This window comes from Faecalicatena contorta (genome assembly GCF_022835095.1).
Taxonomy (GTDB): Bacteria; Bacillota; Clostridia; order Lachnospirales; family Lachnospiraceae; genus Faecalicatena; species Faecalicatena contorta.
The window spans coordinates 1797030-1812669 of the sequence record NZ_BQNQ01000001.1 but is presented as its reverse complement, the minus strand read 5'-3'; the positions used below and the strand labels follow the sequence as shown (position 1 = coordinate 1812669).

The window sequence follows — 15640 nt, the reverse complement described above, 5'->3', positions numbered from 1 at the left end:
AATCACTCCATTTCTCCATTTTTTACCCCTAAAGCATAGCGAAGTATCGTTTCCTGATCAGCTTCTTCCCTTGTAAAGCATGCTTTAATCCTTGATTCGCACATGACATAAATTCTGTCACTCAGATTCATAAGCTCCGGCAAATCCGAAGAAACCATGATAATACTCACCCCCTGATTCGTCAAATCGTGCATAAGCGCATAAATCTCTGCCTTTGCGGCAACATCAATGCCTCTGGTTGGTTCATCCATAATCAGTATTTCAGGCTTTGTTGCGAGCCATTTCGCCAGCACAACCTTCTGCTGATTTCCTCCCGAGAGATATGTAAGTTTCTGTCTGCCTGAATCCATTTTTATTTTAAGGTGGTCACGATAGTAATCTGTTATTGCATGTTCTTTTTTTCTGTTATATCGTCCGGATCCTAAAAATCGTTCTAAAACATTCAAGGTCAGATTGAATTCAACAGTATTGCTTACAACGGCGCCCTGCAGTTTTCTTTCCTCCGGAATCAGAGAAATTTTATTTTTCATTGCATTGCCTGCATTTTTAAATTTCACTTCTTTTCCATTTAGCTTTATTGTTCCTTTTTCCGGCTTCTCGATACCAAAAATCATCTGCATCAATTCTGTACGTCCGGAACCGACCAGTCCTGCAAAACCAAGGATTTCCCCCCTGTTCAGATAAAAGCTTGCATCCCGGGCCCTGCCATCTGAACGAGTCAGATCCTTTACCTCAAGAACCGGAGCCCCTGTTTTGCGGTTTACCTGAGGATCATAATAATCCGACAGTTTATAACCAACCATCATTTCCACCAGCATATCCTCTGTTGCCCCGGAGGTTTGCAGGGTTTTTACGTTTTTGCCATCTCGTAACACAGTGATTCTATCGGATATCTGAAATATTTCACCCATTCGATGGGAAATATATACAAATGAAATGCCTCTTTTTTTCAGCTTTCTAATCAGTGTAAAAAGCATGTCGACTTCCCTTTTACTCAGAACTGCAGTTGGTTCATCCATAATAATAATTTTTGCATTCAGACTGATTGCCTTGCCAATCTCTATCATCTGCTTTTGTGCCGGACTCAAATCTCTGGCGATTATGTGGGCATTGAAATTTCCATCAATGTCATCTATAATATTCTGGGCATCACGGAACATTTTTTTTCTGTCTATTATCCCCAGATTGTTCTTAGGCTCTCTTCCCATATAGATATTTTCTCCGGCGCTCAACTGCTCTGCCAGAATAATTTCCTGCTGTATAAAACCAATTCCAAACTTCAGAGAATCCCTCACATCAGTAATTTTTATCAGTTTTCCTTCGTAATAGATATCCCCACTATCGCACTGATAAATACCGGACAGGCATTTCATCAGAGTGGATTTTCCGGCTCCATTCTCTCCTAAGACAGCATGTACCTCCCCGTACTTTAAATCAAAGCTGGTATTTTCAAGAATTTTTACGCCAAAAAATGATTTATTTATTCCCTTCATCTCAATGATTTTGCTGTTCACTGTTCTCACCCGCTTTCTCTGAAAACAATCGGTGACACTATTTGTGCCACCGATTTTAAATCATTCATTATTTTAAGAATTCATCCACATTAGAAGCATCTACATAGGTAATCGGAACTTTCGTCAAATAATCATGATCAATGGCACCGCCGTTAAGAACAGTAAAGATATCCTCTGTGGAGGCCTGAGCCATCTTATATGGATCCTGTTTTGCAGAGCCTGTGACCTCCCCATTTTTAATTGCAATTAAGTTTTCCTCATTGCCATCCACGGAATAGATAAAGGTGTTCTCGAGTCTTCCAGCTGCTTTAAGAGATGAAACACAGGCAATGGCAGCTGGATCATGATAGCAGAAAATTGCATCAATTTTATCAAACTTCTCGACCCACGCATCACAAACAGCTACTTTCTGTTCCAGATTCTCCGGATTTGGCGTACCGATATCAAGGACTTTGATATTATCGTGTCCTTCAATCGCATCCTGGAATCCTTTTACCCGGTCTACGGCCGAAGTGTTTGTCTGTAATTCCATAATACATACATTAAAATCTTTACCGTCTGCTCTCTTAACAACATCCTCGCCGCATTCATACCCACCGCTGTAATTGTCTGAAACAGTCTGTGAAATAACGGTGCCGTCTTCTTCGGAAATGTCCAGATACATATCTGCAGCGGCTACTACAACGCCTGCATTCGCTGCTTCTTTGATAGCCGCCAGTGGAGCATTGGCATCACAGGATTCCACCACGATACCATCGCAGCCTTTTGCCACAAGGTCATTGATTGAACTAATCAATACCTGCGGATCATAATTAGCGTCCAAAACTACTGCTTCCGCTCCATTTGCCGCACATGTTTCTTCAAATCCCTGCTTGAATAACTGGCAATGCTGAATTGTACCGGATATCAGGACACACCCAATCACATAATCTTTATCTTTCTCATTCTCTTTCCCTGTATCGGCTGTTGTTTCAGTCGTTGTGTCCGCTTTTGCATCAGTTTTGTTGTCACCATTAGAACAGCCTGCCAGGGATGCAATCATGGCTGCAACGATAGCTACAGTTAATAATCTCTTTTTCATAATCAATCTCCTTTACTTTCGTTTTTATGTACCCCATTTACTTCAGTCCTAATTCTTCTGCCAGAGCCTCCTTGCTGACTGCAACAATACGAACCGGGCTTGCGTCGCCATCTACAATCGGAAGCGGCAGAATAAATGCCATATACTTTCCACTTTCAACCTCGTCCAGGTTTGTTGCTGATTCAACAAGAGGGATACCGCCATTAAATAATGTGATATGGCTTGGCTGATTTTCTGCGTTTTCATCCTCAATGCCAGAACCATCACCACCAAGACATCCAATTTTTTTATCTACAAGATACTGCACGCCTTCTACCGTTACGTAGGGATATTTTGCCCAGTCAGGTGTACGAAACAGCTGGTCCGTATGTGTTTTAAGAAATACAATATCTCCCTCGTGAATCTCTGCATCGTGTTTTTTCAAATCTTCAGCTGTAATGCATCCGCCGACTGGCTTGTTTGTAAAATCGAGCACTACGAGATTACCGATAAGCTGTCCAAGCGGAACCTGTACCAGATCCGCCCCTTCACGCTGATGATGCCGGGGAACTTCCACGTGTGTTCCGTTATGTGTACACATGTTGACATAACCGATTTTATACCAGACGTCGTCGGTATACTTCAGTTGAGACATTGATTCCACAGCATCGCGTAATTCAAGTTCAAAATTAAAATTAACCTCCTTTCCACTGTACATTTTCTGACTTAAATCAACAATAGAGTTCTTTTTCATCATAAACTTCTCCTTTCTTTTTTATGTTGATTTGCAATAAAAAAACGCACTTAACCTGTCGGTTAAGTGCGTTCATAACACTTTCGAAAAGAAAACCTGCCATAAGCTTTCTTATTGACCAAACTATACCATTTTTTATTTCTCTTGTCAACCCTTTATAACAACTTTTATTTATAAAATTTTATTTTCTAAATCAAACAAATCGAAAAAAAACAAAATTGCATTTACTTTTCAAAAAATTCAATTACATCCCTGGCCACAATCTGGATTTTCTTGTTCTCATCGCGGCTTCGCTTCTGAATATACCGCATTGCTTCTCCTTCTTTCATCCTGAAATTGTCCATTAATAATCCTTTTGCCCGTTCCACTAATTTACGATTTTGAAGCGCCTGCTCGGCATTCTTCATGGAACTTTCCAGTTCCTTTCTCTCATCAGATCTTTTAATAGAAATTTCAATTGCAGCCGCAAGTTCATTTTGATTCACCGGCTTTATAAGGTATCCATATGTTGTATTCAAACTATTTGCCTCAGTGATCAGTTTTCTGTCGGAATATCCGGTAATAAATATACAAGGTATTTTTTTTATCCTGGAAATCTCTTTCAATGCTTCAATTCCCGTCATGTCGGGAAGATTTATATCCATAAGAATAATGTCAATCTTGCTCTGACGCGCCTGTTCGATGGCCTCAGTTCCCGAAAAAGCCTGTCCTGTCACCGTATGCCCTAATTCTTGCACACAGCATACAATCCCCGCCGACACAATCCCCTCATCTTCAACCACTAATACATTCAGTCTCTCTTCCATAATGAACACTCCGTTTTCTAATTACTCAACCTCCACACCGCCTGGTGTATTGAAATATTCTTTTTCAGGACGCACTCCTGTTATCGATGCTGGAAACAAGAGTCAATTATCCTTTACTGTAATATTTCACGGGCATAGGTAATATAACTTGAACCTGCAGTCCCTCTTCGCTGTAAACCTCTATTTCTCCTTTTAATTCCCTCAGAAGATTCCGAATAATTGTAATACCAGTGCTTCCCGCCTTTAAATAATCATCCGGATTTTTGATGCCACTCCCATTATCCCTTACACTCAAATATAATTTACCGTCCAAAATTTTCATTGATACGTCTATCAGTTTCACCTTATCGCATGCCTCTGCATATGCATGATGACACGCATTACATATCAGCTCATTTACCAGCATGCATATCGATATTGTCATTTTGTAAGGAATATGTATGTTTTCAATATGCATAGAAATCTTAAACTCATCAGAGCGATATAAGGAAACGACATTCTCTACCGCCATTTCAAGGCTGACCTTATCATCTATATACCCCTCCCCCGTCATCAATTCGTTGACATAGGCAATGCTTTTAATCTGTCCGATAATATTATCCATAAGCATAGCTGCTTTTTCGGTTGGCATTTCATCGATTCCCTCTGCCTTCAAGGTATACTTCTGCATATAAATCAGTCCGATAATCATTTGCAGATTATTTTTGATCCGGTGATATACCTCCTGCAGAAGTATTGATTTATTAATTAACTGCGAGGACTGTACCAGCTGGCCTATTTCATGACAATTTGTTTTCAGAAAAATCAAATCCTCCTCCTGATAAGTGAAGTACCGATCAAAAGAAACTGCCAGTAACCCAACACGCTTGGGAATTGCTATAACAGGTAATGCCAGTAATACACGTATTTCCGGGTCTAAACTGCGAAAAATCTTTCCCATATCCTGATTTCGTTTAGTAGTGTAAAATACCTGTTCCGTTGTTCTCTGCATACACTGAAGAACATAATCATCCCGAAGCAAATACTTGTTCTCATCCTCTTTATTGCTGTCATAATGAAAAATTTCTCCGTTATCACCAACAAAATATACTTTACAGCTTTGCGCTGAAAATGCTTCTGCAATCTGTCTTGTCAGATATTCCATTGCTTCAGACAGCTCTTTATTTTGAGCGAACAGTTCCGCCCCTTTAAAAATAGCTGAATAAGCCGCATTCTTCTTATTTTTCTCCCCCTCTGTTTCGACAACATCGCCCGCCAGAGCAAACAGGATTTTTCTGGGATTCTGTTCAATTTCTTCAATAGTGAATACCGTGAACATATCCTCATCTGCTCTTACCGCCACATATTTACTAAATTTCAATGTATCTTCCCAGTGATTCGTGATCAGAAAAATTCTGGCGCCATACTCCTGAAATCCCCGGATAATTCTTGAAAAGGCATCGTAATAATAGTATCCGAACGAAGATACAGTATTATTCAGTATGATTACCTCCGGCGCAAGGACATATGCTTTCAAAAGTGCAACTATATACTGCTCCTCATTTGTTAACTTATCAAGGCTGGTATCTGGTCTGAAATCAATACTAAATTTATTCAGAAGTTCCCGACACTCCTGGATCTGTTTCTTCTTCTTCCGTCCCAGAGCCTCCACCCGGTCAATGTAAATATTATCAATCACCGTCAGGTTTTTAAAAAGCTGTATCTCGTTATTAATAATCTCTACTGTTAAATTCTCAAAATACGCATTTAATAATTGTATTACATTCTCACCGCGTCTCTCTGTTGCACAGACCACTGAGAAGGTTGTACCATCTTTGACATAATTTTTTATAATGTCATCCAGCAATATATTATTAATCTCGCTCACATATTCGTCCTCCGGGTATCACGAAAATTCATCTGCACATCCACATATTTATATCTTATTCCGCAGTTTAACTGCGAGTATACATTAAACTGCAGCTCTGCTGCATATACGCCCCTCAGGGCATGAATTACGGGGTGCCCTTCGGGTATAAGTTTACCACATCATATAGTGCCTTGCAAACCATATTTCCTCAACACAGATCCAAAAGACACATGACCTCGCTTCGGCCAAAACAAAAGTGACATTGCCTTGCAAATATGATAGAATTATTCCTGTAAGCAGTTTATCAAAAATTCTATATACAAAGAAAGAAGTTCTTATGAGTACATTTTATAAAATATGCATTGCCTTGTCGGCAGGTTTATTAATAGGAATGATAGGCGGTGGCATAAAAGCCGCTTTTCTCCGGAAAACCTATTCAGACGAAAAAGTCCGGTCAACCCGCAGATTAATAAATAAAACAGCCGCCATCTTAAAATACATCACCATTCTGCTGCTTTTGCTGGGATTAATATGGTGCAGTTATTTTCTTGTTATGGCTATCCTTTCGCCTGCAAAGGCTGACTATGCAAATAACATGGCTGAGCTGATCGTCTCCGTTCTAACTGTCATATCAATTCTGTTTGCTTTTGTTGAATTTTTAAGAAAAAAAGGAGATTAAAGACCAGTACCTTCTGATGACAGATTCCGTATATTTTTTCCAAACATGAAAATACTATTCTGAGAAACTATTTAAGGAGGCACGTATGGACACACAAATACTGCAGTTGATTAACGTACAGATTAATTTTGAATTCTTTTCTTCTTATCTTTACCTTGGTTTTGCAAATTATTACGCGGAAGCCGATCTGGACGGTTTTGAGAACTGGTTCCGCATCCAGGCACAGGAGGAACTTGATCACGCCATGCTTCTGATCCAGTATCTTCATAATAATGACGAAAAAGTCGAACTGGAGCAGATCCGTAAACCCGATCTGAAACTGACCTCCCACGCCCAGCCACTGAAAGTCGCTTATGAGCATGAGAAGCAGGTAACCGTGCGGTTTAACCAGATCTATGAGACGGCTTTTAAGAAAAAAGATTTCCGCACCACACAGCTGCTCGAATGGTTCATTATGGAACAGGGAGAGGAAGAAAAGGCTGCCAGCGACCTCATGGCTAAAATGAATCTATTCGGTAATGACTCTAAGGGACTCTACGAACTCAACAAAGAGTTTGCGGCAAGAGTCTATGCTGCCCCTTCACTCGTTCTCTAAAACAGACTGCACCATTTTGGGCAGACCATGAAAAATATAATTCAAACGGAGGAATTAAAAATGGCAAAACATGAACCAATTTTTTACGCCTGTGACAATTGTCATGTCATAATTGAAGAAATCATCGGTACAAAAGAGGGGTTTTCCTGCTGTGGAACCCAGATGGAAAAACTTACTCCGAACACTTCTGAAGGCGCCCACGAAAAGCATATGCCGGTTGTCGAACAAAACGGAAATACCATCACAGTTAAGGTGGGAAGTATCTTTCATCCCATGTCTGAGGAGCACAGTATTGAGTGGATCTACCTGCAGACAGAAAAGGGCGGCCAGAGAATCCAGCTGGTTCCGGACGAAGAACCTGTCGCAACCTTTGTAGTGTGTGATGGGGACAGGGCGCTGGCGGCATACGCATACTGTAACCTGCATGGGTTCTGGAAGGTGGATATCTAGACGGGTGGTGCGGGGGAGGTACGCCTGCACAAAAAGAGAGTCCGTCCGGCACGGGCGAAAAGAAAAGGCTTCTGCAAAGGGGCCTTTTCTTTTCGCCCGTGCCGGACGGACTCTCTTTTTGTGTAGGCTATGTGCATCCGGACGGCAGGGCCTTCCTACTCGGGGGGATTTCGGACAGGAGCAGTGGATCAGACTGGGATGGGGCACGTTTTTGTAACCGGTTAGGAGACATGAGATGTGAATTCTTTCATCACTGGCTGATAATGGTGTGTACCCTTTCGATGCTACTCCATTCCGAAAGGAATCTCTGCCAGTACATTCATGTCGCCGTTTTTGTCTATTACTTGTAGTATAAATTGTGTGGCGTCGGAGTGGTCGAATACCATTCCCTGTATCTGGCCTCCGTTTTCTGTGTCTGTAGTGTTGCTGCCGAATTCTTCATATACGCGGTTTCCATTGGTGTCTGTCAGGATGACTGCAGGGTTTCTTTCTATATATTCTTCGGGCATGAAGAGTTCGATGTGCATGTTACTTGGTGTTTGTGTTACTTTCTGTACAATGAATCCGTTGTTTTCTGCATTTGGCTCTGCTTCTTTGTTCTGAGTTGTATCCATGGTTGGCTTGAATTTCAAAGTCCAGCTGCCTTTTATGCTTTTGAATCCAAGTCTGCTGAAGTCTACTTTGCCGTAATTCTCCAGGGTTGTGTCTTCCTCTTCACCGAATCTGTGGGCTCCTATGGCGTCTGCGTGTATTTCTACTGCTGTATTTTCGGTGAATTCACCATTTTCTACATACGATAAAGGTATCCTCATGAGGGATACATAGACTCCGTCCTCAGATTTTTTTCCGGATAATATTTCAGTGGTGTATGCCTCTTTTCCATCTACTGTAAGCCAGGCCCAGAAGGAAACCGGATCCCCTTCCTTGTAGGTGAGCAGATCGAGTCTGTCGGCGGTGTTCAACTCCGGATCCTCTGAGCGCATGGAAAGGGTAAAATATAAATCCAGTCCGTCACAATATGCATCTGTCACGCTGATGGTGATTCCCTGGTCTTCCGCTACATTTGTGATCTCCTCTTCGGGCTCTGTTACTACCGGCTTGGAATGCTTCTCGATATTGCTGTACGCGGTCTTGTCTTTCTCGGGGTAAGGGTTATCCTCCCGCATCTTCTGCAGGCGGCCGAATACATCTCCCAATAGCGGGATATCCTTTGCCAGCGCCGGGTTTACATAAAATACGCCCGATAGTACAATGACCAGGCATGCTGCTGCAGCAGCAATCCCCAGCCCTCTGTACAGCCTTTTCTTTTGGCTGCCGCCCTTAAGTTGCTTCATACGCACCTCACCGCTGCGGATTTTGTCATACATTTCCTCCATACGGCCGTCTACAATTTCCGGTATCTTTATATCATTCTGCAATGCTTCTTTCAGTTCAATATCATGATCCTGCCTGTTCATCCCTGCACCTCCATTCCATATGCTGACGACGGGTTTTCCTTCAGATATATTTTTTTAAAGGAGTTCCGCCCCCGCGATAACCTCGTTTTTACGGTATTCTCGTTCATCTCCAGTATAGAGCCGATTTCTTTGATACTAAAGCCTTCCACATAGTAAAGCAGCAAGACAATGCGGTACTGATCCTCCAGCTGATTCAACAGGCCTAAAAACTCCCTGCCAGACGTATCCACCTGCATTTCCTCCAGTTCTGGATGTTCATATATCGGCACCATTTTTCCACGCTCCTTTAATATGCGGTTACAGTGATTAATTAGTATTCTGGTCAGCCACGTCTTAAAAAATTCCGGCTGCCGCAGGCCCTGCAAATTTTCAAAGCTGCTCAAAACCGTGTCCTGCATCGCGTCTGCAGCGTCTGCATCATTTTTCAGCATGCTGACTGCAATTTTATACAAAGCCTGCTTGTGCTCTTCCATTAATGTTATAAAAGCTTCCTTATTACCGGCCTGCGCCCTTTTTACCAGATTTTTCAACTTCACACTCCCCCTTTGTATCGCAGCTTATGTCTGATATTTCATCGTCACGCCCAAACATTTTGTCCAGCGGGACTATTACATCGAAAATAAGTAGCAAGTTAATTATTATTCGAGGTACTAGCGGTTATCACACCTGCTCTGTCTTAGATAATAGTATTCATATTTTTATTCAATCGATTGATACTAATTAGATAAATAAATAGATTGAAAAGTTTCAGCATATTGAAAAAATTATAGGAAATTATTTCCATATGAATTTAATTAATTTACCTTCTGCCTTCAGGTTCATACTGCAATCTATCATATCCCGCATAATCAGCCTTTATTTTACTCATAATAATAAAGCCATAATTTTATTTATGAGGAGGTGTCCAAATGGATCAAAACTATCAGATAGCCGACATATCCGGTCAATGTGTCCATGAGATTGACAAGCTGCAGAAAACTCTGAAAGAAAAAACCAACCAGGAAATTGTACTGATTGCTTATACGCCGTCAGAAAAGCAGGATTAGAGCAGTAAAGAAGAAAGACCGGACACTAAAATATGAGATATGCCAAGTTCTATGTGCAAAATACTTCTAACACAAAAGGTCATTTTCCTGTATAAAATCAAGAAAATGACCTTTCATTACACGTATTCTTGTTTTTAGTGATTATTCTCTTCCCCCTATAGAAGTGGGAGATTTTCACTTTTCTTGTTAAATAATAATAGCACTAGTTATCTGCTGGTTCCATCCGCAGCTTTTTTCTTTGGAGGATGTATCCGGATACAGAGCAGTTCTTTTACTTCCTCAAAAATCTTTTCAGTAGCCACATCGATCATTAGCCATCTGGAGCCGTTAAATACATTAGTATTCTTATAAAGTTCCTGCAGATATGAGCTGAAGGATCCCAGCATCAGTTCCGTCTCCGGCGCTTCTTTTCTCCCAATCGATATGAGGCAGGTGAAATATCCTTTATTCGGATATAACGTGCACAATGCCCTGCTGCTTTTCTTATATTTCACATTCCATCCCGGCGCCCCGGAACATCTGCTGTATTCTATGGCCGGCTTTATGGAATACGTCTCTTCAATAAATTCACACAGCCCTTCCCAAAACGGACAGTCCACATAAGCGCTGATGTCCTCAAATTCAGGTTTGTCCTCTCTTGTATATGCTTCAATCCATCCCATGATATTTCCTCCGTAAGTTTGTATTCTCATGTATCATACCACAATAATCAGGACAGCTGTGTGTCGTCTTTATTTCTTTTTAACCGGATAACATACTTCTGTCACCAGATCGTCCGGGCTTTTCGCCTCATAGGGGCTTACATGGTAAATACAGAACGAGGGGCCGTCGAATTCATAGCCGTTCTCCTGAATCCATCTGGCAACAGATTCGTTCACCTTTGTGATCTGGTCATAGCTTCCGCTGTATGTTGCTGAAGCCATCTGAACCGGCGCCACGGTCTTGAATCTCACATGTTCGGTGTCATTATAAGATCCCTCCACGCAAGCCTGTATTTCAACATCTACATCGCCGTCTTTGTACCCCTCGTCGTGGAATATTGCAAGTCCATAGCACGGCACGGCCTGTTTCAAATTCTGGGAAGCAGTCTCCTCATTTAACATCTGCCACAGCATTCCTTCCGCATCATATGCCGGAATTACCTGGCGCACACTGGCTACATACCTCTGGGGGAGCGTCTTTAACGTTACTTCGTAATTCATAAGATTACCATCCTTTCTCAACCATCTGATCGTATTGTCCAGAACCTGTAACCGTTCCTTTGTCAGCCGTTCCTGCTCCTCCAGCTCCCTGCGCTTAACCAGCAGAAACTCTTCTATAGCCCGGGGATCATCATACTTTTCTAAGATCTCCCCGATCACTGCAAGGCCAAAACCCATGCTTTTCAATACCTGGATTCTTTCAGCCAGCGGCAGCTGGGATACGCCATAGTAGCGGTAACCGGAGAGGTCATCCACGACCTCCGGCTTCAGCAGGCCAATCTCATCATAATGGCGCAGCATACGGATACTGATTCTTGACAACTTCGAAAAATCTCCTATTTTTAACATTGGTACCACCTTTCACATGTGTCTGTTTCTGAGCTCATTTATACCATACAGTATACCATAATGTGAGAGTCAAGTACTTATCGGGATTTAGTCGGCTAGCTTTAGCCTAGTCAACGGACGGGGACGCTTCATGAATGGATGTTCTCCGGAAGGTTTTCGGCTATCCATTTATGAAGCGTCCCCGTCCGCGCCGAGACTAAATTTCGTCGCTAAATCCCGATGTGAGAGTCAGGAGAAGTTCCGGACTAAGAGATCGCTTTTTTCTATAAAGTCCTCGATTGTATCAAACCCAGACTCTTCAAGCATTTTCATTACATAAGGGTTTTCCAGCGGGGTCGCAAAGGGAGCGCTTTCTCCATATGCATTTACCTGCCTGCGCCCTTCTTTTCGGTTCAAGATGGCTTTGGGACCTCCCACGCATCCACCCTGGCACCCCATTCCTTCGAAGAAATTGGCATCCGTCTCTTTGTTCTGAATCCGTTTAATTAATTCCCGGCAGGCCGGTATACCGTCTGCCTGCTCTGCCTTCACCTTTATCTTCCGATCCGGTCTCAGCTGCTTTTCGGTCTCCTGCACGGCCTCGCTCACGCCGCCGGTCCTTGCGTAGATCCGGCCTGCCCTGGAGGAATGCTCCTTTTCTTTATCGGCCAGTTCCTCCGGGTGGATGTCCGCGGCCTCAAAGATATCCTGTATTTCCTGAAATGTCAGCACGTAATCCACAGCCCCGGCAATATCCGGCTCTTTTGCCTCGCTCTTCTTTGCCAGACAGGGACCTGCAAATACAGTGAGTGCATCCGGATGCAGCTGTTTTATCATTCGCCCGCAGGCAACCATGGGAGATACGGCCCCCGGCACATGGGGCATCAATTCATGATACATCTTGCGGATCATAGAGATCCAGATTGGACAGCAGCAGCTTGTAAGCTGGTAATCCCCTTCTTCGTTGACATGTTTATCAAACTCCAGCGCTTCCTTTAAGGTCAGGATATCCGCAAAAAGAGCAACCTCCACCATTCCCGTGAAGCCCAGGGCCTGAAAAGCGGTCCGCAGCTTTCCCGGAGTTACTTTTTCCGAAAACTGTCCCAAAAACGCCGGGGCAACCATCATGTATACAGGCCCTTCTGACTCCCTTACGGCCTTCATTGCCGGAAGCACGTCCCTGCCCGCTGTGATTTTATCTGTCTTGCATGCCTCAATACACGCCTCACACCCGGTACACAGCTCCGGGTTGATGAATAATTTTCCATCCTCCCCGACCTCAATTGCGTCAAAGATACAGCTGTTCTGGCACGCACGCTCATATTCACACTCCTCGCACGGCTCATTAAAGACGACCGGTGCATGGCTCTGGGGATGTAGAAGACAATCCAGATGATAGGGGTGGTACTCAGGCGGCAGAGGCGCTTTTAGTGATATTTTCCGGTTCAGAATCTCCCGGTACAGCTCTTCAAATGTTTTCATTTTAATTTCTCCCATTTCTAACTGATATTACCAGTTATTATGGGCGGAGCGTTCTGTTTTTATGCACATGCAAAACGCCCGGATGCCGTAACGGCACCGGGCGCAGACGAACCATGTATAATAATTCTTTTCGCTGTATGTCAGTCTTTCCTTGTGTCCCCCCAGAAGAACAGGGCCACCGTTCCGGGGCCTGTATGGCTTCCGATCGTTGTCCCAACACTGTTGATTACAACTTTTCCATTCAGCTTTGGAAAACGCTCTTCTATCATATCCGCCACTTTTCTCGCATCATTGTAGCAGTCCGAATGGGATATAAAACACTTTCCGGAGTAATCCAGCCTGTTCTCTGCAAACAGTTCCATTTTCTTTACGATCTCCCGGATTACTTTCTTCTTTCCCCGGATCTTAAAGCGGGGGATCAAGTGCCCGGTGTGATCCATGTTGAGCAGCGGACAGATCTCCAGCGCTGTTCCAAACCAACCGGAAACCTTGGATATACGGCCCCCTTTTACATAAAAGGTGAGATCTGTTGAAAAAAACCAGTGGTGCAGATTCAATTTGTGAGCCTCTGCCCATTGGTACACTTCCTCCAGGCCCTTACCTTCGTCCCGCAGGTCGGCCAGACGGTCCATAAGCAGTCCGTAACCGGAAGAAGCCCCCAGTGAATCCACAATAAAAATCTTCCTGTCCGGAAACTCCTCCAACAGTGCCTCTTTCGCAGTCTCCGCAGAATTAACCACTCCGGACAGCCCGGATGACAGGCACACATGCAGAATGTCCTTTCCCTGGATAAGTATGCTGCGGAAATACTCCATAAATTCCCCCGCATTTACCTGAGAAGTCTTGGTATCGGCTCCTTCTTTCATTCTGGCATAAAAAACATCAAAGGGCATACTCTGCCCCAAATCATCCGTATATTCCACACCGTCCAAATAATAATGAAAGCATATGAATGAGATATCCCGTTCTTTAAAATGCTCCGGCGACAAATCCGCAGTCGAGCAACAGCTTAATGCATAATTTTCCACAATCCTCTCCCCCTTTTCTGCTGCATTTATAATTTTATCTTACTCGTATATCACAGTTATGTCAACTATTTTATATAGTTGTTAATACTACTTTGTGCATTTTTAACTCCGGAAAAATAAATTTCCTGACCATATTTCTACGAAAGTTATCTGATACCGCCCTAGTGTCTGTCTGTATCTCTGGCAGAAGCGATTTCCGTACTATTTTAAAGGAATCTGGTGCATTGTTAATCCTGTCACAAGCATCTAAAATGAAAGAAAAAAGATACAAGGAGGATTCTATATGACTTCAAAAGAACGCGTAATGGCAGTATTTTCCCATCAGATTCCGGACCGTATTCCCATGTGGTGCGGTGCGTCTCCTGATTTTATGGCAAAGGCGCGCAGCTTTCTGAATGTTAAGAATGACGAAGAGGTTCTGCGGCGTTTCCATGACGATTTCCGTCGGGTTTATTCACGTTATGCCGGCCCGGACAAATTTAATCCGGACTGTGGTCCCATAAATGGAAAGACAAAATCCATATTTGGCATTGAAAGAGAAGGCATTGGCTATGGCCAGGCAGCGGCACATCCCCTTGCCAATGCTGAAATCGAAGAAATCCATACCTATGCCTGGCCGTCCCCCGACTGGTTTGATGTCTCACATATCAGAGAAGACGCACTGGCATGGAAGAATCAATATGCTGTCCTGGGCGGGGAATGGTGCCCTATTTTTCATGATGCCATCGACCTGCTCGGCATGGAAAATATGTTGATCCTTATGTATGAAGACCCGGATATCGTACACGCCGTGCTTTCCCACATCACAGATTTCTATTATGAGCTGTCAGCAAGAGAATTTGAGGCGGCCCAAGGGGCAATCGATATTTTCTTTATCGGAAATGACCTGGGCAGCCAGACCGGACCTCTGCTGGGCGAAGAATTGTTCCGCAAATTTCTATATCCTTATTTGAAGCGGCTGGCGGATCTTGGCAGGGAATACGGACTTCCTACGATGATGCACTGCTGCGGCAGCTATGCCCAGCTTATGCCGGCGCTAATTGAGAGCGGCATCTCCGCCGTCCAGAGCCTGCAGCCGATCACCAGGGAAATGCAGCCGGCTAACCTGAAAAAACGCTTCGGAGAAAGGCTTATCCTCAATGGATGTATCGATTCAATCAGCGTACTTATAAATGGAAGCATAGAAGATACAGTCAGGGTAACCCGTGAAACCATCAAATGCATGAAGCCCGGAGGCGGCTACATTCTTTCCCCGAGCCATGACTACCTTCTGGAAGAGACTCCGGTTGAGAATGTACTCGCTATGTACGATACCTGCCTGGAAGATGGCTGGTACACTGCGTCAGAATCTGAGCAAAATATACGCAGTAACATTTAACCGTTCTATCCTG

General features: G+C 43.4%; 16 protein-coding genes. 5 read left to right on the top strand and 11 right to left on the bottom strand.

All coding sequences use genetic code 11. The features are described 5' to 3' along the window. Positions 1–2: 2 nt before the first annotated feature. The 5 genes from MWG26_RS08055 to MWG26_RS08035 all read right to left on the bottom strand — a co-directional run bounded on the left by MWG26_RS08055 (position 3) and on the right by MWG26_RS08035 (position 6001). Positions 3–1493, bottom strand: coding sequence for a sugar ABC transporter ATP-binding protein (locus MWG26_RS08055; RefSeq protein ID WP_044926675.1), 1491 nt, complete (start codon positions 1491–1493; stop codon positions 3–5). 88 nt (positions 1494–1581) lie between these two features. Next, positions 1582–2595 carry a sugar ABC transporter substrate-binding protein gene (locus MWG26_RS08050; protein WP_025655497.1) on the bottom strand — a complete coding sequence of 338 codons (1014 nt, stop codon included), beginning with the start codon at positions 2593–2595 and terminating at the stop codon, positions 1582–1584. Between the two features lie 37 nt (positions 2596–2632). Then, on the bottom strand, positions 2633–3331 hold the full coding sequence (locus tag MWG26_RS08045; protein WP_025655496.1) for a cyclase family protein: 699 nt from the start codon (positions 3329–3331) through the stop codon (positions 2633–2635). A gap of 221 nt (positions 3332–3552) precedes the next feature. Continuing rightward, entirely contained in the window at positions 3553–4134 is a 582-nt protein-coding gene (locus tag MWG26_RS08040; RefSeq protein WP_044926672.1) for an ANTAR domain-containing response regulator, read from the bottom strand. A 106-nt stretch (positions 4135–4240) separates the two neighbouring features. Then, positions 4241–6001 carry a sensor histidine kinase gene (locus MWG26_RS08035; RefSeq protein ID WP_025655495.1) on the bottom strand — a complete coding sequence of 587 codons (1761 nt, stop codon included), beginning with the start codon at positions 5999–6001 and terminating at the stop codon, positions 4241–4243. 319 nt (positions 6002–6320) lie between these two features. On the opposite strand from MWG26_RS08035, the gene MWG26_RS08030 reads away from it, so the two are divergent. The 3 genes from MWG26_RS08030 (at position 6321) to MWG26_RS08020 (ending at position 7707) form a co-directional block, all read left to right on the top strand. After that, the gene (locus MWG26_RS08030; RefSeq protein ID WP_025655494.1) at positions 6321–6662 is read left to right on the top strand and encodes a hypothetical protein; all 342 of its coding nucleotides are present in this window, start codon (positions 6321–6323) and stop codon (positions 6660–6662) included. Positions 6663–6747: 85 nt separating this feature from the next. Then, a complete protein-coding gene (locus MWG26_RS08025; protein WP_025655493.1) occupies positions 6748–7257 on the top strand; it encodes a ferritin in 510 nt (169 codons plus the stop codon). Positions 7258–7317: 60 nt separating this feature from the next. After that, complete coding sequence (locus MWG26_RS08020; protein WP_025655492.1) at positions 7318–7707, top strand: desulfoferrodoxin family protein; 390 nt, start codon at positions 7318–7320, stop codon at positions 7705–7707. Between the two features lie 284 nt (positions 7708–7991). Here MWG26_RS08020 and MWG26_RS08015 read toward each other — a convergent pair whose 3' ends face one another. Beyond that, positions 7992–9164 carry a DUF4179 domain-containing protein gene (locus MWG26_RS08015; protein WP_025655491.1) on the bottom strand — a complete coding sequence of 391 codons (1173 nt, stop codon included), beginning with the start codon at positions 9162–9164 and terminating at the stop codon, positions 7992–7994. After that, complete coding sequence (locus MWG26_RS08010; protein ID WP_025655490.1) at positions 9161–9694, bottom strand: sigma-70 family RNA polymerase sigma factor; 534 nt, start codon at positions 9692–9694, stop codon at positions 9161–9163. Before MWG26_RS08010 ends, MWG26_RS08015 begins: the two co-directional genes overlap by 4 nt. Positions 9695–10072: 378 nt before the next feature. On the opposite strand from MWG26_RS08010, the gene MWG26_RS08005 reads away from it, so the two are divergent. Beyond that, on the top strand, positions 10073–10210 hold the full coding sequence (locus tag MWG26_RS08005; RefSeq protein ID WP_173005488.1) for a hypothetical protein: 138 nt from the start codon (positions 10073–10075) through the stop codon (positions 10208–10210). A 206-nt stretch (positions 10211–10416) separates the two neighbouring features. On the opposite strand, the gene MWG26_RS08000 is transcribed toward MWG26_RS08005, so the two are convergent. The 4 genes from MWG26_RS08000 to MWG26_RS07985 all read right to left on the bottom strand — a co-directional run bounded on the left by MWG26_RS08000 (position 10417) and on the right by MWG26_RS07985 (position 14249). Next, positions 10417–10872, bottom strand: a complete 456-nt coding sequence (locus MWG26_RS08000; protein WP_025655489.1) for a DUF3788 domain-containing protein — start codon at positions 10870–10872, stop codon at positions 10417–10419. Positions 10873–10941: 69 nt separating this feature from the next. Continuing rightward, positions 10942–11760 (bottom strand): MerR family transcriptional regulator, encoded by an 819-nt coding sequence (locus MWG26_RS07995; protein ID WP_025655488.1) that lies wholly within the window; start codon positions 11758–11760, stop codon positions 10942–10944. Positions 11761–11988: 228 nt separating this feature from the next. Further along, the gene (locus MWG26_RS07990) at positions 11989–13221 is read right to left on the bottom strand and encodes a [Fe-Fe] hydrogenase large subunit C-terminal domain-containing protein (protein WP_117440949.1); all 1233 of its coding nucleotides are present in this window, start codon (positions 13219–13221) and stop codon (positions 11989–11991) included. A gap of 140 nt (positions 13222–13361) precedes the next feature. After that, the gene (locus MWG26_RS07985) at positions 13362–14249 is read right to left on the bottom strand and encodes a DegV family protein (RefSeq protein ID WP_117440950.1); all 888 of its coding nucleotides are present in this window, start codon (positions 14247–14249) and stop codon (positions 13362–13364) included. A 283-nt stretch (positions 14250–14532) separates the two neighbouring features. Here MWG26_RS07985 and MWG26_RS07980 point away from each other — a divergent pair, with 283 nt between their 5' ends. Further along, entirely contained in the window at positions 14533–15627 is a 1095-nt protein-coding gene (locus MWG26_RS07980; RefSeq protein ID WP_025655485.1) for a uroporphyrinogen decarboxylase family protein, read from the top strand. Positions 15628–15640: the final 13 nt, after the last annotated feature.

Coding starts and splice junctions, on each gene's coding strand:
- MWG26_RS08045 (WP_025655496.1), bottom strand. CDS start 3,331: ATGATGAAAAAGAACTCTATTGTTGATTTAAGTCAGAAAATGTACAGT.
- MWG26_RS07995 (WP_025655488.1), bottom strand. CDS start 11,760: ATGTTAAAAATAGGAGATTTTTCGAAGTTGTCAAGAATCAGTATCCGT.
- MWG26_RS07980 (WP_025655485.1), top strand. CDS start 14,533: ATGACTTCAAAAGAACGCGTAATGGCAGTATTTTCCCATCAGATTCCG.
- MWG26_RS07990 (WP_117440949.1), bottom strand. CDS start 13,221: ATGAAAACATTTGAAGAGCTGTACCGGGAGATTCTGAACCGGAAAATA.
- MWG26_RS08000 (WP_025655489.1), bottom strand. CDS start 10,872: ATGGGATGGATTGAAGCATATACAAGAGAGGACAAACCTGAATTTGAG.
- MWG26_RS08025 (WP_025655493.1), top strand. CDS start 6,748: ATGGACACACAAATACTGCAGTTGATTAACGTACAGATTAATTTTGAA.
- MWG26_RS08050 (WP_025655497.1), bottom strand. CDS start 2,595: ATGAAAAAGAGATTATTAACTGTAGCTATCGTTGCAGCCATGATTGCA.
- MWG26_RS08040 (WP_044926672.1), bottom strand. CDS start 4,134: ATGGAAGAGAGACTGAATGTATTAGTGGTTGAAGATGAGGGGATTGTG.
- MWG26_RS08005 (WP_173005488.1), top strand. CDS start 10,073: ATGGATCAAAACTATCAGATAGCCGACATATCCGGTCAATGTGTCCAT.
- MWG26_RS08030 (WP_025655494.1), top strand. CDS start 6,321: ATGAGTACATTTTATAAAATATGCATTGCCTTGTCGGCAGGTTTATTA.
- MWG26_RS08020 (WP_025655492.1), top strand. CDS start 7,318: ATGGCAAAACATGAACCAATTTTTTACGCCTGTGACAATTGTCATGTC.
- MWG26_RS08015 (WP_025655491.1), bottom strand. CDS start 9,164: ATGAACAGGCAGGATCATGATATTGAACTGAAAGAAGCATTGCAGAAT.
- MWG26_RS08055 (WP_044926675.1), bottom strand. CDS start 1,493: ATGAAGGGAATAAATAAATCATTTTTTGGCGTAAAAATTCTTGAAAAT.